This window comes from Mycobacterium sp. E2327 (assembly GCF_001672675.1).
Lineage (GTDB): Bacteria > Actinomycetota > Actinomycetes > Mycobacteriales > Mycobacteriaceae > Mycobacterium.
In genome coordinates, this window is sequence record NZ_LZKE01000175.1 from 1 (window position 1) to 19,224 (window position 19,224).

The following is a 19,224-nucleotide window of genomic DNA, read 5'->3' on the forward strand; positions in this document are numbered from 1 at the left end:
CGGTCCCGGCGTTGCCGCCGTTGCCGCCGTTGCCGAGCAGCAGGGCGTTGCCGCCGGCAACGGCGGCCTGGTTGGGCCGGGCGGGGCAGGCGGGGCCGGAGGGGCCAGCGTCCTCGGTGCCGGCGGCACCGGCGGAAACGGCGGCATGAGCGGCGGCCTGGGTAATGGTGGCGCCGGCGGCGCCGGCGGATCGAGCTTGGCCGCCGCGGGTGGTGCCGGCGGGGCCGGCGGCAATGCCCTGCTGCTCGGCAACGGCGGCAACGGCGGCAACCCCGGGACCGGCACGGTGCTGGGTACCACCGGCGCGGGCGGTACCAGCGGCCTACTGCTGGGGGTCGACGGCTTCAACGCTCCGGCAAGCACTTCGCCCGTGCATAGCCTGCAGCAGCAGGTGCTCCACGCGATCGACGCGCCGGTTCAGGCGTTTACCGGGCGGCCGCTGTTCGCCAACGGCGCCCCCGGCGCTGCGGGCACCGGGCAGCCCGGCGCGCCAGGCGGGTGGCTGCTCGGCGACGGCGGCGCCGGCGGCTCGGGTGCTTTGGGCCAAAACGGTGGCGCCGGCGGGGCAGGCGGGGTCATCGGTTGCGCCGGCGCCGGCGGGGCCGGCGGAAACTCGTCGACGGGCAACGCAGGCGCCGGCGGAGCCGGCGGGACCGCGGTGTTCGACCACGGCGGCGCCGGCGGCAACGGCGGGCTCACGACCGCAGCGGGCGCGGTCGGCGGCGCCGGCGGGGCCGGCGGACCTAGTGGGCTGGCTTCCTACGGCGGGACCGGCGGGGCCGGCGGAGCCGCATTCGGCACCGGCGGGACCGGTGGGGTCGGCGGGGCCGGTGGTACGGGCGGCCTGTTGGGCGGCTTGATCACCGCCGGCGGCGGTTTCGGCGGGGTTGGCGGATACGGCGATCTGGCCGGGGGTGCCGGGGGCGCCGGCGGCAATGGCAACCAGCTCTTCGGCCATGCCGGCGCCGGCGGGGACGGCGGGGCCAGCGCGACCGGCACCGGAGGCTCCGGCGGCGCCGGCGGCAACGGCGGTCTGCTGCTGGGCGCCGGCGGTGCCGGCGGGGACGGCGGGTTCGGGGCGATCGCCGGCGGGCACGGCGGCGCCGGCGGCAACGCGGTACTGATCGCCAACGGCGGCGGCGCCGGCGGTGCCGGCGGAGCCAGCTCGACGGGGACCGGCGGGGCCGGCGGGACCGGCGGCAACGCCGGCCTGCTGCTGGGGCCCGGCGGCAACGGGGGGGCCGGTGGAGCCAGTACTACTGGCGCCGGCGGCGCCGGCGGGACCGGGGGTCAGGGCAGCGCACTGCTCTTGGGCACCGGCGGGGCCGGCGGTGAGGGCGGCGCGGGCGCGGTGACTGGCGGTAACGGGGGCCACGGCGGCAACGCCGGCCTGCTCGGTGCCGGAGGCAACGGCGGCAATGCCGGGGTTGGCGCTGCGCTGGGCACCCCCGGCGCCGGCGGCACCGGCGGGCTGTTGTTCGGCGTGAACGGGATGGACGGCTCGCCGTAGCGTCGGTAGTCCCGCGCAGGGGCACTCAGCTACTTGGCGCCCTTTATGGTGGGCCGGCGTAGCAGCGCGGCGAGTTCGTCGCGCGTTGTGGTTCCGGTCTTCGACATCGCCCGATAGACGTGGCTTTCGACGGTTCGTGCGGACAGACTCAGTCGCCGGGCGATGTCGCGGCTGGACAGTCCCTCACCGATCAGCATCACGATCTCGCGTTCCCGATCGGTCAGCGGCAAGGGCTCGCTGCACTGACGAAGCGCCCACGTACTGGTGCCGCATTGCTCGGCCAGAGCGGCGGCGCGTGTCGAGCAACCCAGGGCCGAGCCCCGAAGGCCTTCCCGGTGATAAGCCATGGCGGCGTGGGCGGCCGCATCGACGGCCGCAATAAGATCGCCGAGCCGCTCGAATTCCTCTGACACCGAGGCCAATTGGCCGGCGCAGCCGTCGCGCATGGCGTCAGCGAACCGCGCGGCCACGCCAACACGGGGACCCTCGACGATCCCCTCGAGCTCACGCAACCGAGGTGCGCTCGAACGGTCGCCGAACTGTGTGGCGGTCTGCAGACAGATCACTTCCGCCGCGAATTGCCCCTTGGCGGCGGCCCTTTGGGCGGCCAACAGCAAGACGTCGATCGCCTCGCTGACCGCACCCTGGCTCGCGGCCACCCACGCCCTGGCCAGGCTCAACTCGTAGTCCAGCGACCGAAATGGCCGTCGTACCTTAGCGAGCGCCGTAAGCGCTGCGGCCGCTTCGTCGGTTGACCCGCGTGCGGCCAGCGCGGTCACGTACGGGATGTAGTAGCGGTACCCCCAGCCCAACGAGTGGGTCCCGAACATCCCTACCGCGGCCTGTTCCAGCAGCGCACACGCGGTGTGAAGGTCGCCCGCGCCCAGGGCGGCGCGACCCGCCACGGCGGCACCGAGTAATTGGGCCGCACCGGGAAGGTCGGACGCCTGCCGCTGCACGCGGTCGGCCACGTCAGCGGCGTCGCCGATCCGCCCGGATAGCACCAGCGCGCTCACGTGCGAATCGGCGATGTTGAACCGCATGTGCGGGGCGTCAAAGGCGCGAGTCGCAGCGGTGTATCCCGCTTCCGCAGTGTCCACAGCTACCGTGGTGTCCCCGGCGTCCGCGGCTATGGTGGCCAAGGCCCACGCTATCTCCGCACCCACGACGGCCGGCAGGTCATCGAGCGTGAGGCCTTTCGAAGCCTGCAGCGCCGTATCGGGCTGGTCCATCGCAAACCAGTAGACCGTGAGAAAGGCGTCGATGTAGCTATGAGCTTGCGGTGGCGTGGTGCGCGCCGCGTCATCGATGACCTTTTTCGCGCGGGCGGGGTCACCGAGCGCCCAAAGGAGGTTGCTCGCACGGAAGAACGCGAATCTCGCGCGGTCGCCGTCGCTCAACTGGCTGGTGTCGATGTCGGCGAGCACAGCGTCTGCCTCTTCGCCACGTCCGAGCCACGAAAGTGCATGCGCACGAACAAAGTTCGGTTCCGGTCCCGCCCCGGCACGGATTGCCGCCGCCGCGAGCCGATCGGCCAGGGGCAGGTCTGCTAGCCAGACGGCGCCCTGGGCTGCCCGAACGAGCAGCTCCGCGTCCGGCGCTAGGTCGGAGTCGAGACTCAGTGTGGCCCGCCGCACCGCGACCTGGATGTCGTCACGCTCGCTGGACTCGGCGAGTTCGGTGGCGACCAGGCCGCGGAGCCGCCGCAACTTCGTGGGTGGTGCGTCTCTGCGGCGCACCTCGGCGTAGAGCGGATGCGCCACTCGCACCTGGACACCGGCAACGCCGGGCTCGAGAGTGATCAAGCCGCGGAGGTCGGCTTCCTCGACCGCGGCCGGATCGGTGATTTGGCGCAACGCAGTCAGCTCGATCGGCTCCCCAACCGCCAGCGCGTCGACCACATCATTGACCGCGGCGGGTAGGTCCCCGATGCGGAGTTCGATCAACTCGACCAAACTGGGCGGCACGATCGGATCACCGATCCAGCGCCAGTACCCGTGCTGTTCCACGATGCGGCCGTCAGCAACCTCCTGCTCGACGATGTTCCGCAAGTACAAGACATTGCCACGTGTAAGCTTCCAAAGCCGCTGAGCGGCATCAAAATCCACCGAGCCGCCCAAAGTCGCGGCCAGCAGTGTGCTGGTCTCATCGAGCGACAGCGGCTGCAGATCAAGCCGCTCGAATCGGCCGCCCTTCCATATCTCCTGCACCGCAGCGGGAATGGGCGCACCGTCGAGAACGGTAAGCAGCGCTTTCGCGGCGCCGCGCTGAATGATCTGGTGCACGACGAATATCGACAAATCGTCGAGCAGATGCACGTCGTCGACACACACCACCACGGCGGCGTCCGAAGACGTTGCCGTCAGTGACTCGATCACCCCCCGCAGCAACTGGACGGTATCGGTGACGTCCGACGGCGCCCATGCGGCGAAAGCACCGAGTGGAATCGCCCGAGCCGAGGATGTGCCGACCACCCATCGGCATTCGCATCCGTGCGATTCGGCGACGGACAGGGCCTCCCGGGCGATCCGGCTCTTGCCTACGCCCGCCGCCCCGTAGACCACGATCCCCGAGGCATCCGAAGTCAAGATGGCGGCCTCGATAGCCTCCATCTCCTGCGAGCGGCCCACTAACGGCCACGGCAAACGCACGTCAAAAGCGTACGTGCGATCACGACAGACTCCAGCGCTTATGCACCGCATATTCGGCCGCGATATCGCGCATGCCGGCCGGCCAACGGTGCCACGATAGGGCGGTGAAACGGCAGTGGGCCGGCCGCGACGTGACGGCGGCAACTTTGGTCTGCGGATCCTGCGGTACCCAGCTGCCGCCGGACTCGAAGTTCTGCAAGAAGTGCGGCGCGGCGGTAACCGCGCACGATGCTCACGCTGAATACAAGCAGGTGACGGTGCTGTTCGCCGACGTGGTGCACTCAATGGACATCGCTGCGGCGGTGGGTGCCGAGCGAATGCGCGAGATCATGGCGGACCTCGCCGACCGCTGCGCGGCTGTGGTGCAGCGATACGGCAGCACGGTCGCACAGTGGACCGGCGACGGGATCATGGCGGTGTTCGGCGCCCCGGTCGCGTTGGAAGACCACGCCGTTCGGGCCTGTCTGGCCGCCTTGGGCATACAGGAGGAGGCCAAGCGGCTTGCCGTCGACATCGGGGACCGCGACGGCATCGACCTGCGGTTGCGCGTGGGGTTGAACTCCGGTGAGGTAATCGCCGGCGCAATTGGTTCGGGCCGGTTTGGCTACGCCGCCGTGGGCGAGCCTGTCGGGATCGCCCAGCGGATGCAATCGGCGGCCCCGCCAGGTGGGGTGATGCTCAGCGCGTCGACGGCGCGACTGGTGGAAGACGCGGCGAATCTCGGTGAGACAGAGTTAGTTCGGATCAAAGGAGCCGAGCAACCGGTGCCCGCCCGCCGGCTGCTGGGTATGGCTGACGGGCACCGCGCCGCCGGGCGTGTGGAGTCGAATCTGGTCGGGCGACGCTGGGAGATGGCAGCGATCGAGGGCCTGCTGAACCGCGCCATCAACGGCCACGGCGCGGTCGTCTGCATGGTGGGCTCACCGGGCATCGGAAAGAGCCGCCTGGCGCGCGAGCTAACCACCATGGCCGCCGCCCGAGGCGTGGAGGTGTTCGCGGCCTTCTCTGAGTCGCATGCCAGTGAGATTCCCTTCCACGTCGTGGCGCGACTGCTGCGTGCCGCCACCGGCGTGCGCGGGCTCGACAACGCGGCCGCTCGCGCGAAGTTGCGGGCTCAGTTCCATGATGCTGATGCCGAGGACGTGCTGCTGTTGGAGGACTTATTGGGCGTCGCCGAACCCGACGCGGGGCTGGCCAGGATCGATCCCGACGCGCGCCGCCGCCGGTTGACCGCGTTGGTCAATGCCGCGTCGCTGGCCCGCCGGGCCCCGACGGTATATGTCGTTGAGGACGCGCATTGGCTGGACAAGGTCAGCGAATCGATGCTCGCCGACTTCGTCGCGGTGATTCCAAAGACGCCCTCGCTGGTGCTGATCACCTACCGCCCCGAATATGGGGGAGCATTGAGTCGGATGCCCGGCGGGCAGAGCATATCCCTTGCACCACTGAGCAATTTGGAGACCACCGCACTGGTTACCGAGCTGCTGGGGCCGCACTCCACGGCCGGCGAGTTAGCCACCACGATCGTCGAAAGGGCCGCCGGCAACCCGTTTTTCGCCGAAGAGATGGTCCATGAACTGGCCGAGCGCGGGGTGCTGACCGGACACCGTGGCAATTATGTCTGCAACGTCGATCATGCCGACGCGGCGGTGCCGGCGACACTGCAGGCGACCATCACCGCGCGTATTGACCGGCTCGGATTCGCGGCCAAGCAGACCCTGCATGCCGCCGCTGTCATCGGCTTGCGGTTTGGTCCAGAACAGTTGGCGTTGCTCGACGGCGGGGCCGCGATGGACGAATTGATCGCCGGCGAACTCGTCGACCAGGTGCGTTTCACACCACAGGCCGAGTACGCCTTCCACCACCCGCTGATCCGGACCGTGGCCTACGAAGCACAGCTGAAGTCCGACCGCGCCGAATTGCATCGGCGTCTGGCGACCGCGATCGAACAGCACCACCCGGAGTCCCTGGACGAGAACGCCGCGCTGATCGCCGAACATTTCGAGGCCGCCGACGACCTGGGCGCCGCTTTCACTTGGCACATGCGCGCGGGGGCATGGGCGCAATCCCGCGATATCCGGGCCGCTCGCGTCAGCTGGGAACGGGCACGAAAGGTCGCCGACCGGTTGCCCACCGATGCCCCAGGCCGAACGTCAATGCGCATCGCCCCACGAACTCTGTTGTGTCTCAACACTATTCGGGTCGCCGGCAGTATCGCCGACACGGGCTTCGACGAACTGCGCGACCTCTGCGACGCCGGCGGCGACACGGTGTCGCTGGCGATCGGCATGGCCGGCCTGATGACAACGCTGATATTTCATAATCGCTACCGGGACGCAGCACCGCTTGCGTCGGAGTGCGCCCAGCTGCTCGAGTCGATCGCCGATCCGGCGTTGACGATGACGCCGATTCTGTTTGCGGTCCAATCCATGTGGCAGGGCGGCCGGGTAGCGGAAGGTCTACGTTTGGCGCAGCACGTTATCGACCTGGCCGGGGGCGATCCCACCAAGGGCAGTTTTGGTCCTATCGGGTCGCCATTAGCGATGGCGCTTATGTTGCGTGGCTCCTGTCGATATTGCCTTGGCATCCCAGGCTGGAGAGAAGACCTCGACCAGGCGACCACGATGGCCCGCGACATCGAATCGCCGTCGTCAACCGTCCCCGTGCTGTACAAGTACCGCTTCGCCCTCCACGCCGGGGCGGTTCTCCCCGACGCGGCGGCGGACCGGGACACCGCAGAGGCGATGAAAATGGCAGAGCATTCCGGCGACGACTTCGCCGTGGATGCCTCCAGGGTGAGTCGCGGCCTCGTCCTCATCAATCAGGGCGGTTCGCATCGCGCGGCCGGTTTCGCACTTCTTGCCGAGTTTCGTGAAGCTAACCTGCGCCATGGGTACGCGGAAGACGTAGTGCGGACCGTCGACACAGAGATCGCGAAGGAGAAAGCCAGGACCGGCGATATCGACGGCGCCATCGAGTTGGCACGCGCCGTTGTGGACTACACCTTCGACGCTGGCGACGCGCTCTCCCTTGGGGAGGCGGTGCGGGTCTTGGTGGAATCACTGCTGCAGCGCGGCACGCACGCCGACCTCGACGAGGCGCAGGCCGCGATTCACCGGCTGGCGGCCGAGCCGGTCGACCCTGGATTCGTCCTGTTCGAGGTTCCGCTGCTGCGGCTGCGCGCCCTGCTGGCGCGGGCTCACGGCGACGCCGCGACTTATGCACGGTTCCGGGATCGCTACTGCGACATGGCGAAAGCCGTCGGGTTCGAGGGGCACATCGCCCTGGCCGAGGCGATGCCGTGACGGATTCGCTACTCAAGGACCCGATGTCGAGCCATCCACTCATCGATATAGCTCATCGTGACCGGTAGCGCCGCACCCGAAAACACCATGTGGTCGCAGCGAGGAATCTCAACGCAGCTGGCCTGCCGATAACGGGCCGCGGTTCGGCGCACGACTCCAGCCGACACGATGCGATCACTCTCGGCCCCGATCACCAACACGGGGGCGTTGACCGCCGCGAAATCGACAACGTTGGCCGTCGAAAGCCTCGGCACCGATAGGAGCAGTTCCCATAGATAACGCCCGGATTCGCAAACCAAACCGTCATGAATCTTTCGGGCGGTGTCCTCGGTCTGCGTGTTGGCGATCCAACGTCGAAATTGCTCGTATGTCGGGGGATGCCACGGCTTGTTCCAGGACAGTGGACGCAGGACGTGCGGAAGGGACATCCGCAAGCTTGTGCGGGTCCCGCCGAGGACCCCCGCGGCCGGGCCCGGGCATGCCGCCACCAAGCCGGCCGGGCGGGTGCGCGCGGCGACCAACTGCGCCACCAGGCCGCCCATCGAATGACCCACCAAAAGCGGTTGGGAATCCAGCGAATTCACGAGCGCCACCAGGTCGTCGGCGTAGTCGCGAAGGCTCAGCGAGGCCACTTTCGCCGCGCCCTGGTGCGAGGGAAGTTCGTGATGGCGCAGCGTCGGCGTGTGCGCCGTGTAGCCCCGCTCTTCGAATGCGGCGCGCGCGTTGGCCAATTGCTCCCCACGGCTCCATGCTCCATGGACGAGGACGACGTGCTTGGTGGCGTACATGCAAGAAATGATGACAGCCGCGTGGTTAGGCACCCAGTTCCCGGTAGATCTGCGGCCAGTACTGCAACGCGTCCGGAGTGATGAATGCCCAGTCGTGAGTTTCGCCGGCGGCCAGTACGAAGCTGATCGGGGCGCCTTGCGCGACTGCTTGTTGTTGCAGGCGAAGCACATCGGGCGCGACTATGTCCTGGGTACCCGCGTAGACGGTCGTCGGCGGGAGTCCGTTGAGCGGCCCGTTCAGCGGGCTCACCTCATAGTTGCCTAAGGGAAGATTGCCCGCCCACTCCCTGTCGATCTGTTGAATGGTCGAGATTGGCGGCAGCCAGGAACCTCGGATGAACCCAGTGTTCGGATTGCTGAAGGACGCGTCCAGCCCTGGAGAAAGCAGCACCATCGACGCCGGTACGGTCTCGTTGTTGGCCACCATGTATTCGACGGAGGCGAGGGCGATGTCGCCGCCCGCCGAGTCACCCAGGACGCTGACGTGGGAAGCGCCGTGTGCGGCGATCTCCGAGGAGATCAGACCCGCCATCTTGGGCACCACGACGCCGGCGGTTCCGCCCTGCTGCACCAACGGGTAGATCGGCACTTCGATGGTCGCGCCCGTCTGGTAGGCCATGGCCGTGTAGGCGATCCAGTGGAAGATCAGCGGCGGAAAGATGCCCGCGCCCCCATGAATGGCCACCACGTAGTTGCCGTCGGGATGAGCCGGGGTAATCTGCACGACGCTCATTCCGTCATATGTGGTGTGCTGCACCGTTTCTCCCAGCAGCAGCGGCAACAGCTTCGGCGGGGAGTTACCGAGCACCAGCGACAGTGGCGGGACGTTGCTGGCGAGCAGCGCCAACAGGGGGGAATTTGGCATCGCAAACTGGTGATCGATGATCGGCAGATCCATCAAATCCTTCACCAGCGGGAACAACACCGCGTTTTCGAGCCTGGTCAGCAGCGACGGTGCGCCGGCGAAGGTCGGATTGCCGGTGGCCGGAATCGGTGCGAGGGGTGGTGCTCCGATGATGCCGGCGAGCCCGTTTCCCACGCGCATTAATCCCTGCTCGAGGGTCTGGACCGGACTGGCGGCAAACGCCGCCACATTGGCGGCCTCGGCGCGGGCGTAGGAGCCCGCAGCCGCGGTCAGCGCCTGCACGAACTGTTCCTGGAACGCCGCCGCCCGAGTGACAACGGCCTGAAAACTTTGACCCTGGGACGAGAACAGCTCGGCGATGGCGGCCGACACCTCGTCCTCGGCGGCAGTGATCACGTTGGTGGTCGAAGCCGCGGCCGCCGCGTTGGCATCGCTGAGCGACGAGCCGATGCCCGCCAGATCAGTCGCCGCCTCCGCCACAAACCCAGGCGCCGCGATCACAAAAGACATGTCGGTCCACCCATCAGCTCAGCCTCATGCGAATCGATGGGGCCGTCTGCAGTATTCGCCTACTGAATGACGGTCGGGCCCGGACGGTGGGCTACTTAACCGGAATGGTTCGCGGTGACACGACAGTGCCGTGGAACGGCGGTGGGCTGTCGTGTGAGATGACGTCGGACGCCTTGGCTTGCAGGTCGTGCGGTGCCCAGCCGCCGCCGCGCCCGAAGCTTTGTCCTAGGTACCGCACCCGTTGGCTGGCCAGCCGCGCCGAACGCACGGGTGCTACCCCCAAAGTCGAGCCGCCAGCTTAGTCCCATGACCACTCGACCCAAGTCGGGCAACGATCGAACTCGTTGTCCCGCAATGGGTCTCGACGTCCCCGTCGATTCCTAACGCGGTTGTACCACTCCGCCCGCCGGGCGCTCCTCGACGCCGCTGAGAATCAGCTCCCGCACGGCGGGACGCGGTCCGTACGGTCGCAGCATGGTGCTGGCCGGCCGCGGACGCACGTGCTGTGGCCACCAGAACCAGCGCCCGAGCAAGGTGGCCAGCGACGGCGTCATGAACGACCGCACGATCAAGGTGTCGAACAACAGACCCAGCGCGATCGTCGTACCTACCTGGGCCATCACCAACAGCGGGCTGAACGCGAACGTGGCCATGGTCGCGGCAAACACCAGACCGGCGGAAGTCACCACCGAGCCCGAACCGGCCATCGCGCGGATCGTCCCCGTCTTGAGCCCGGCGTGGATTTCCTCCTTGAACCGCGATATCAACAGCAGGTTGTAGTCCGAGCCGACCGCCAGCAGCAGGATGATCGCCATCGCCAGCACCATCCAGTGCAACTTCATGCCCAGGATGTACTGCCATAGCAGCACGGAGAGTCCGAATGAGGCGCCCAATGACAGCAACACCGTACCGACAATGACAACGGCCGCCACGACGCTTCGGGTGATCACCAGCATGATGATGAAAATCAGTGTGGCCGCGGCAATTCCGGCGATCAGCAGGTCGATGTCAGAGCCGTCGTGCATGTCCTTATACGTCGCGGCGGTACCGCCGAGATACACCTTGGAGCCCTCCCAGGGCGTGCCCTTGATCGCCTCGTGCACGGCCTGCTTGATCGGTTCGATGTGGCTGATGCCTTCGGGACTCGCCGGGTCGCCTTCATGGGAGATGATCAACCGCACGGCGTGCCCATCCGGCGAGATGAAGTTCTTCAGACCCCGCGCGAAATCCGGGCTCTTGAACGCCTCCGGCGGAAGGTAGAAGGTGTCGTCATTTTTAGCTTTATCGAAGGCATCGCCTTGGGCGGTGGCGTTGTCGGACTGCGCTTTGGCCTGTTCGTTGAGACCCATCTGGGTCGCGTAGTTCGACATGATGGTGTCGAGGTTGTGCTGCTGGCTTTCGATCTGCGGCGGTATCAGCGCCACCAGCTTCGGCTGGATCCGATCCAGCTTGTCCAGGTTCGCGCTGAGGTTCACGATGTTCTGCGCCACCTGGTCGATGCCATCGAGCGCGTTGAAGATCGACCGGATCGCCCAGCAGGCCGGAATGTCGTAGCAGTGCCGCTCCCAGTAGAAGTAGCTGCGAATTGGCCGGAAGAAGTCGTCGAAGTTGGCGATGTCGTCGCGCAATGATTCGGTTATCTGCACGGTTTCCTTGGTGAGCCTGGTGGTTTCGTGCGTGGTGTTGCTCAGGTCTTGGGTGACCTGCATCTGCTCATGCAGCGTTGCCATTGTCTTGCGCAGCTCGTCCGCCTGCTTGAGCAGGTTTGCCGCCTGCTCGTCTTGATAGTGCTGGGTCTGGATCCGCCCTGCGGCTTGCGCACCCATCTGAAAACCGAGGGTGCTGTGGTCGAGCGGCGTGCCCAATGGTCGGGTGATGGTCTGCACCCGTCCGATACCGGGGATGTGGAAGACCGCCTTGGCCACCTTGTCCAGGATCAAGAAATCGGCCGGGTTACGCAGGTCGTGATCGGTCTGGATCATCAACAGCTCGGGATTGAGCCGAGCCTGGTCGAAGTGCCGGTCCGCGGCGGCATAACCGACATTGGCCGGGGTGTCCGCCGGCAGGAAGTGGCGGTTGTCGTAGTCCGTCTTGTAACCGGGCAGGGCGAGCAGACCAACCAATGCGATCCCGATGGTCACCGCGAGAACCGGCGCGGGCCAGCGGACGACCGCGGTGCCGATGCGACGCCAGCCCTGGGTCGCCAGCTTGCGCTTCGGATCCATGAGCTTGAAGAACGAAGCCACGGTCAGCACCGCGGGGCCCAGCGTCAACGCCGCGAGCACCGCTACCAACATGCCGATGGCGCACGGTGCACCCAATGACTGGAAATACGGCAATCGGCAGAAGCTCAGGCAGTACATCGCGCCGGCGATGGTCAGGCCCGACCCGAGCACGACATGCGCGGTGCTATGGAACATGGTGTAGAAGGCTTGTTCGCGGGTCTCGCCCAGACCGCGGGCCTCGTGGTAGCGGCCGACCACGAAAATCGCGTAGTCCGTTCCCGCGGCGATCGCCATCAACACCAACAAATTGTTGGCGAAGGTGGAGAGTCCGATGATCTCGTTGTTGGCCAGGAAGGCAACGACGCCTCGAGCGGCAGCCAACTCGATGAACACCATCGCCAGCATGATCAGCATGGTGGTGAACGATCGGTAGACGAACAGCAGCATCACCACGATCACCACAAAAGTGACGAGGGTGACGAGCGCGACGCCCTTCTCGCCGGCGTGGGACTGGTCAGCGAACAGCGGACCGGCGCCGGTGACGTATGCCTTGATTCCCGGCGGCGCTGGCACCGAGTCCACGATCTTGCGGACGGCCAGGGCAGATTCGGTCGCCTGCCCGCTGCCCATGTTGCCGGCGAGGTACACCTGGACGTACGCGGCCTTCTGGTCGTGGCTCTGGGAACCCGCTGCCGTCAGTGGATCACTCCAGAAATCCTGGACGTGCTGAACGTGTTTCTTGTCCTGCTCGACGCGCCTGACGATTTCGTCGTAGTAGCGGTGTGCATCGGCCCCGAGTGGCTTGTCGCCCTCCAGCAAGATCATGGCCGAGTTGTCGGAGTTGAACTCCTTGAACGTCGACCCGACCTTCATCATCGACTGAAAGGACGCCGCGTCAGTAGGACTCATCGACACCGAGTGGTTTTTGGCGACGGCCTCCAGCTGCGGGGCCGCGGTGTTGGTGATGAACACGATGGCCAACCACACCAGGACGATCGGCAGGGCGAGCCGGTGGATCATCCGCGGCAGGAACGGCGGGATGAGCGGCTGGTCGACGCGCGGCGGTGCCTGGGCTGGCTCGCTCATGCGGACTTGTCCAGGCAGTAGACGAAGGGGTTCACGGTTTCGTTGGGATCTGATCGGTTCGGAGTCTTGATGACGTCACCGCTCCCGTCGTGCTTGTTCACCACGAACTGGCAAGCGATCCAACTGCCGTCTCCTTGCGCCACCAGGTTTGCCGGGATGCCTGGCTTGGTTGAACTCAATACTTTGCTCCAGGGCAAGGGCACGTTGAGAGCCTGCTGCGGATGGGAGTTTTCGTCGAGGTAGTTGATGGTTGCGGTGCTGCCCGGTGAGCCCCAGACCTGAAGCGTGATCGTCTTGGCGTTGAACTCGTCGAGGACCTCGCCCGAGGTGCCACCACCGAACGAGCCCTTATGAACGCCAAAGACACCGTGCAATCGGAATACGACGAAGCCCGACACCGCGACGACGGCTGCGATCGTTAGCACCAACCAGAAACGCCCCAGCAGCCCCTTTTTCTTGGCGCGCCGCGGTGCGACATCGTCGCCCGCCCGGCCGGCGGAGCCGGCAGCGGGTTGCGCGGTCGGCTCAGGCCCCGAGCGCTCAAAGAGTTCGGGACCGTGTTCACCGGTTGCAGTTCGCCAAGCCACAGGGCTCCGGCTCCTTTCCGAGTTCATGAGGATTCCGAGATCAGGCCGATGCAGGTGGCCGTCAGCAGGCGGGTGAGGGCGGTTGCGAAGTCCAGATTCCACTCGGGCGGAACCACTTCGGGCTCCTCGGCGTAGACGTTCGTCAGGTGCTCCGGGGGGTTCGCGACTTGCCAGAGCGTCGCCGCCAGCGAGTAGGCGGCCAGCAGGATGTCGAGTGAGCCCGATCGTCCGAGTTCGGGCAGCGCGGATGCGATCGAATCGGCCAGCGAGAGTGTGGCCGCGGTGCTGATCCGCCTGACCTCGATGACCCGCTCGGCGTTCACCTCGTGTTCCAGGTGCAGGTGCAGGTTGGCAAGCAGGTCGCAGAACAACGGGTCCTCGGCCAGGGCTTGGGCCAATGTCTCGGCGATGCGCGAGGGCGACTTCGCTCCGGGCTCGGCCAGCTTCTCCGACACGGTAGTGGACCACCGCACCCAGCCCTCCGCGGACAGATGTAGCAGAACTTCCTTGTACGAGGTGAAGTAGCGGCGGACCGCCGAATAGTGAATTCCGGCGCGGCTGGCGAGCGCGGTCAGGGTGACCGACGCGACGCCCGTTTCCATTGCCAGCGAGCGTGCGGCTTCCACGAGGGCCTCCGCACGTTGGCGCTTCTCTTCCTCGGTGCGAGCGCGTTGGAATGTCAGTTGCGCCACCGACCGAGCCTAACGCACATTGTGTGATTTGCATAACGCACACGGTTTGCGTAGGCCGACACTCGCGTAGGAGTGCACGGCCTTCTCCGCTTGGTCCGCCCGCCACATGAGTAGATGCGCCGGCCAAGTGAGAACGTACGCAACCGCTGATCGCGTCAGCCGTCAGCGCCCGCGCGTCAATCGTTGTTCAAATAGGTTTGCACTCAACATGATTCGCGATTGTGCTCAGGGCCCGCCAGACGGGAGTTCGGCGTTCGAACGTGTCTAAACAGCCGTGGGCGCGGACGGTATCGAACCGCCGACCGCTGGTGTGTAAAACCAGAGCTCTACCACTGAGCTACGCGCCCTGGACCCCGAGGGGTAACCCGGGTCCGCCGCAGGTTACACGCCTGAAGGCCGTGAACCCAAACATTCAGGCGCGCAACGCCGCCAACGCTTGCGTCCACAGCCGCTGGTCGCGCGATTCCCCGGGCTGTTTCATCTCCGCGAATCGGATTATCCCGGACCGGTCGACCACGAACGTCCCGCGATTGGGGTAGCCGGCGTCGGCGTTGAACACGTCGTAGGCCTGGCTGACCTCGCCGTGCGGCCAGAAATCCGACAGCACGGGAAACGTGAACCCGCTCTCGAGCGCCCAGATCTTGTGCGTGGGCGGCGGACCCACCGAGATCGCCAACGCCACGCTGTCGTCGTTCTCGAACTCGGGCAGGTGATCGCGCAGCAGATCGAGCTCACCCTGGCAGATCCCGGTGAAGGCGAGCGGGAAAAAGATCAGCAGGACGTTTTTGTCGCCGCGGTACGAGCTCAGGGTGACGGGCTGCTGGTTTTGGTCGCGCAATGTGAAGTCGGGGGCGGTGGTGCCGACGGGCAGCATCAACGCTTCCCGGTCCGCGACTTCGGCTGCACCAGCTGGCTGGCGCTCCAGTCGCCCAGGTTGACCGACGAGGTCGGCATCAGGCCGGCGGTGGGGGCGGCCTCGGCGATCTCGGCGGGCAGCACGTGGCCAGGCTTGCCGGTCTTGGGCGTCAGCACCCAGATCACCCCGTCCTCGGCCAGCGGGCTGATCGCGTCCATCAGGGTGTCCACCAGGTCGCCGTCCCCGTCGCGCCACCACAGCAGCACGACGTCAATTACCTCGTCGCTGTCCTCGTCGAGCAACTCGCTGCCGCAGGCCTCCTCGACCGCGGCCCGGATGTCGTCGTCGGTGTCCTCGTCCCAGCCCCACTCCTGAACAACCTGGTCCCGTTGGATGCCGAGTTTGCGAGCGTAGCTCGGGGCGTCATCCGCCGCGACCACCGTGGAGCCTCCTTAAGCCATTCGCGCGCCGTGTGATGGGAATTATCGTCGCATAGCCGCGACGCGGTCCATACCCGTCCCTCACCAGGGGCCTCAGTAGGACGCCAGGCAGAGTTTCAGCGCCTTCGTCTTGGTGTCGTTGAGCTGGTCAACCCGCCTGTTGAACTCCGCTATGGACGCGTGCGTGCCGATGGCGTTGGCCACCCCGCGGGCCGCGTCGACATAGGCGTTGAACGCGTCCTTCAGCTGCTGCGACAGGGCATCACTGAAGCTATTGGAGACCGTGGTGGCGCTGTCGTTGAGCGCGCCGATCGCCGGGCCCTCGTTCGGGCCGGTGTTGCGGCCGGCGTTGAAGGCCGCGACGTAGTCGTTCACCCGGTCGATCGCGTCCTTGGCCGACGTGGCCAGCGTGTCGCACGAGGTGCGCACCGCCCTGGTCGTCAGCGACTGCTGGCGCTGCGACTCCTTCACGCGCGACGTGGCCGACGAGGCCGACACCGACGCGGACACCGACTGCCGGTAGGCCGGGGCGACATTGGTGTCGGGCGTGGCGGTCCCCTTGGTGACGCTGGTACACCCCACGATCCCGATGGTCACCGCCGCGACACAGCCAAGCGCCAGCGCGCCTCGCTTGGGGATCTCCCCCAGGTGCATGCGAGGGACGGCACGCCATCCGATGAGCACGAGTGGAGACGTTACCGGGTCCGGATCCTCACCGCGGCTACCCGGCCGAAACGTCGGTGCGGCACGATAGGGAGGTACAACGCACGACGTTGCCCCGCCGACTACAGGAGCGGAAGTTGACCACCGAGTTCGCGCGCCACGATCTGGCGAAAACCCCAAGTAGCGCAAGCGAACCCGACCGCGTTCGGGTGATCCGCGAGGGCGTGGCGTCCTACCTGCCCGACATCGACCCCGACGAGACGTCGGAATGGCTCGAGTCCTTCGACGAACTGCTCGAGCGCTCGGGGCCAGCGCGGGCACGCTACCTGATGCTGCGGCTGCTGGAACGTTCCCGCGAGAAGCGCGTGGCGATTCCGTCGCTGACGTCGACCGACTACGTCAACACCATCCCGACCGAGTTGGAGCCGTGGTTCCCCGGCGACGAGGACGTCGAACGCCGCTACCGGGCGTGGATCCGGTGGAACGCCGCGATCATGGTGCACCGCGCCCAGCGCCCGGGAATCGGCGTGGGCGGCCACATTTCGACCTACGCCTCGTCGGCGGCGCTGTACGAAGTCGGCTTCAACCACTTCTTCCGCGGCAAGTCGCATCCCGGCGGCGGGGACCAGGTCTTCATCCAGGGCCACGCCTCCCCCGGCATCTACGCCCGCGCCTTCCTGGAGGGCCGGCTCAGCGAGGACCAGCTCGACGGCTTCCGCCAGGAGCACAGCCACGCCGGCGGCGGGCTGCCCTCCTACCCACACCCGCGGCTGATGCCCGACTTCTGGGAGTTCCCCACCGTGTCGATGGGCCTGGGCCCGCTCAACGCCATCTATCAGGCGCGGTTCAACCACTACCTGCACGACCGCGGCATCAAGGACACCTCCGACCAGCACGTGTGGTGCTTCCTGGGCGACGGTGAGATGGACGAGCCGGAGAGCCGCGGCCTGGCCCACGTCGGGGCGCTCGAGGGCCTGGACAACCTGACCTTCGTGATCAACTGCAACCTGCAGCGCCTGGATGGCCCGGTGCGCGGCAACGGCAAGATCATCCAGGAGCTCGAGTCGTTCTTCCGCGGCGCGGGCTGGAACGTCATCAAGGTGGTGTGGGGCCGCGAGTGGGACGCCCTGCTGCACGCCGACAAGGACGGCGCCCTGGTCAACCTGATGAACACCACGCCCGACGGCGACTACCAGACCTACAAGGCCAACGACGGGGCCTACGTGCGCGACCACTTCTTCGGTCGCGACCCGCGCACCAAGGCGCTGGTGGAGCAGATGACCGATTCGGAGATCTGGAACCTCAAGCGCGGCGGGCACGACTATCGCAAGGTGTACGCCGCCTACCGCGCCGCCGTCGACCACCAGGGGCAGCCGACGGTGATCCTGGCCAAGACCATCAAGGGCTACTCGCTGGGCGCGCACTTCCAGGGCCGCAATGCCACCCATCAGATGAAAAAGCTTGCGCTGCAAGACCTCAAGGACTTCCGCGACGCCATCCGGATCCCCATCAGCGACGCTCAGCTCGAAGAGGATCCCTACCTGCCGCCCTACTACCACCCGGGCCCCGACGCCCCGGAGATCCGCTACCTGCTCGACCGGCGCCGCGCGCTGGGCGGCTTCCTGCCCGAACGCCGGACCAAGGCCAAGGCGCTTTCGCTGCCCGGCCGCGACACCTATGCCGCGCTGAAGAAGGGGTCGGGCCACCAGGAGGTCGCCACCACCATGGCGACGGTGCGAACGTTCAAGGAAGTGTTGCGGCACAAGGAAGTTGGGCCGCGCATCGTGCCGATCATTCCCGACGAGGCGCGCACGTTCGGGATGGACTCGTGGTTCCCGTCGCTGAAGATCTACAACCGCCTCGGCCAGCTGTACACGGCCGTCGACGCGGAGCTGATGCTGGCCTACAAGGAAAGCGAAGTCGGCCAGATCCTGCACGAGGGCATCAACGAAGCGGGCTCGGTGGGCTCGTTCATCGCGGCCGGAACGTCGTATGCGACGCACAACGAGCCGATGATCCCGATCTACATCTTCTATTCCATGTTCGGATTCCAGCGCACCGGCGACGGGCTGTGGGCCGCGGCCGACCAGATGGCGCGCGGCTTCCTGCTCGGCGCGACCGCGGGGCGCACCACGCTGACCGGTGAGGGCCTGCAGCACGCCGACGGCCACTCGTTGCTGCTGGCCGCCACGAATCCGGCGGTGGTGTCCTACGACCCGGCGTTCGCCTTCGAGATCGCCTACATCGTGGAGAGCGGGCTGGCCCGCATGTTCGGCGACAACCCGGAGAACGTGTTCTTCTACATCACCGTCTACAACGAGCCGTACGTGCAGCCCCCCGAGCCGGACAACTTCGATCCCGAGGGCGTGCTGCGCGGCATCTACCGTTACCGCGCCGCCACCGAACAACGGGCCAACAAGGCGCAGATCCTGGCCTCCGGGGTGGCCATGCCCGCGGCGCTGCAGGCGGCCGAGATGCTGGCCGCCGAATGGGACGTCGCCGCCGATGTCTGGTCGGTGACCAGTTGGGGCGAGCTGAACCGCGACGGCGTCGACGTCGAGCGGTCCCGGCTGCGCCACCCGGACCAGCCGGCCGGCACCCCCTACGTGACCCGCGCCCTGGCGGACGCCAGCGGCCCCGTCATCGCGGTGTCGGACTGGATGCGCGCCGTTCCCGAGCAGATCCGCCAGTGGGTGCCGGGCACCTTCGTCACGCTGGGCACCGACGGGTTCGGCTTCTCCGACACCCGCCCCGCCGCGCGGCGCTACTTCAACACCGACGCCGAGTCGCAGGTCGTCGCGGTGCTCGAGGCGCTGGCCCGCGACGGCGAGATCGACCCGTCCGTGCCGGTCGCGGCCGCCCGCCAGTACCGCATCGATGACGTCATGGCCGCGCCCGAGCAGACGTCGGACCCCGGGGTGGCCTGAGACCCAAGCCCCGCCAGCGCCCCGCCGGCCGGGCGCTGAGCCGCGAGTGGCCGGCCAGCCGGGCCCCGACGCACCCGCCGCTTTGGCGAATACTTCCAAAAAATGGCGTAGGTTTTAGG

11 protein-coding genes, 1 tRNA gene and 1 pseudogene are annotated in these 19,224 nt (G+C 67.0%); 3 read left to right on the top strand and 10 right to left on the bottom strand.

Annotated elements, in window-relative coordinates:
* Window positions 1-1,510 (top strand): annotated as a pseudogene (locus A5712_RS31460) (PE family protein); the annotation flags it as partial.
* Window positions 1,511-1,539: 29 nt separating this feature from the next.
* Here the strand turns inward: A5712_RS31460 and A5712_RS20570 are convergent.
* A complete protein-coding gene (locus A5712_RS20570; protein ID WP_068108893.1) occupies window positions 1,540-4,161 on the bottom strand; it encodes a LuxR family transcriptional regulator in 2,622 nt (873 codons plus the stop codon).
* Between the two features lie 71 nt (window positions 4,162-4,232).
* On the opposite strand from A5712_RS20570, the gene A5712_RS20575 reads away from it, so the two are divergent.
* Window positions 4,233-7,466 (top strand): adenylate/guanylate cyclase domain-containing protein, encoded by a 3,234-nt coding sequence (locus A5712_RS20575; protein WP_082973552.1) that lies wholly within the window; start codon window positions 4,233-4,235, stop codon window positions 7,464-7,466.
* An 8-nt stretch (window positions 7,467-7,474) separates the two neighbouring features.
* Here the strand turns inward: A5712_RS20575 and A5712_RS20580 are convergent, their stop codons facing one another.
* The 9 genes from A5712_RS20580 to A5712_RS20620 form a co-directional block, all read right to left on the bottom strand.
* Window positions 7,475-8,254, bottom strand: coding sequence for an alpha/beta hydrolase (locus tag A5712_RS20580; protein WP_068108896.1), 780 nt, complete (start codon window positions 8,252-8,254; stop codon window positions 7,475-7,477).
* A gap of 25 nt (window positions 8,255-8,279) precedes the next feature.
* Window positions 8,280-9,629 carry a PE domain-containing protein gene (locus tag A5712_RS20585; protein WP_068108899.1) on the bottom strand — a complete coding sequence of 450 codons (1,350 nt, stop codon included), beginning with the start codon at window positions 9,627-9,629 and terminating at the stop codon, window positions 8,280-8,282.
* A 380-nt stretch (window positions 9,630-10,009) separates the two neighbouring features.
* On the bottom strand, window positions 10,010-12,940 hold the full coding sequence (locus tag A5712_RS20590) for an RND family transporter (protein ID WP_068108902.1): 2,931 nt from the start codon (window positions 12,938-12,940) through the stop codon (window positions 10,010-10,012).
* On the bottom strand, window positions 12,937-13,527 hold the full coding sequence (locus A5712_RS20595) for an MmpS family transport accessory protein (RefSeq protein WP_068108905.1): 591 nt from the start codon (window positions 13,525-13,527) through the stop codon (window positions 12,937-12,939). Before A5712_RS20595 ends, A5712_RS20590 begins: the two co-directional genes overlap by 4 nt.
* Window positions 13,528-13,550: 23 nt before the next feature.
* On the bottom strand, window positions 13,551-14,219 hold the full coding sequence (locus A5712_RS20600; RefSeq protein ID WP_068108909.1) for a TetR family transcriptional regulator: 669 nt from the start codon (window positions 14,217-14,219) through the stop codon (window positions 13,551-13,553).
* A 275-nt stretch (window positions 14,220-14,494) separates the two neighbouring features.
* Window positions 14,495-14,566, bottom strand: a tRNA-Val gene (locus A5712_RS20605).
* A 65-nt stretch (window positions 14,567-14,631) separates the two neighbouring features.
* Window positions 14,632-15,093 (bottom strand): peroxiredoxin, encoded by a 462-nt coding sequence (locus A5712_RS20610; protein ID WP_068108913.1) that lies wholly within the window; start codon window positions 15,091-15,093, stop codon window positions 14,632-14,634.
* Window positions 15,093-15,515, bottom strand: a complete 423-nt coding sequence (locus tag A5712_RS20615) for a DUF3052 domain-containing protein (RefSeq protein WP_068108916.1) — start codon at window positions 15,513-15,515, stop codon at window positions 15,093-15,095. Before A5712_RS20615 ends, A5712_RS20610 begins: the two co-directional genes overlap by 1 nt.
* 93 nt (window positions 15,516-15,608) lie before the next feature.
* On the bottom strand, window positions 15,609-16,199 hold the full coding sequence (locus A5712_RS20620) for a hypothetical protein (RefSeq protein ID WP_068108919.1): 591 nt from the start codon (window positions 16,197-16,199) through the stop codon (window positions 15,609-15,611).
* A 116-nt stretch (window positions 16,200-16,315) separates the two neighbouring features.
* Here A5712_RS20620 and aceE point away from each other — a divergent pair, with 116 nt between their 5' ends.
* On the top strand, window positions 16,316-19,105 hold the full coding sequence (aceE, locus tag A5712_RS20625; protein ID WP_068108923.1) for a pyruvate dehydrogenase (acetyl-transferring), homodimeric type: 2,790 nt from the start codon (window positions 16,316-16,318) through the stop codon (window positions 19,103-19,105).
* Window positions 19,106-19,224: the final 119 nt, after the last annotated feature.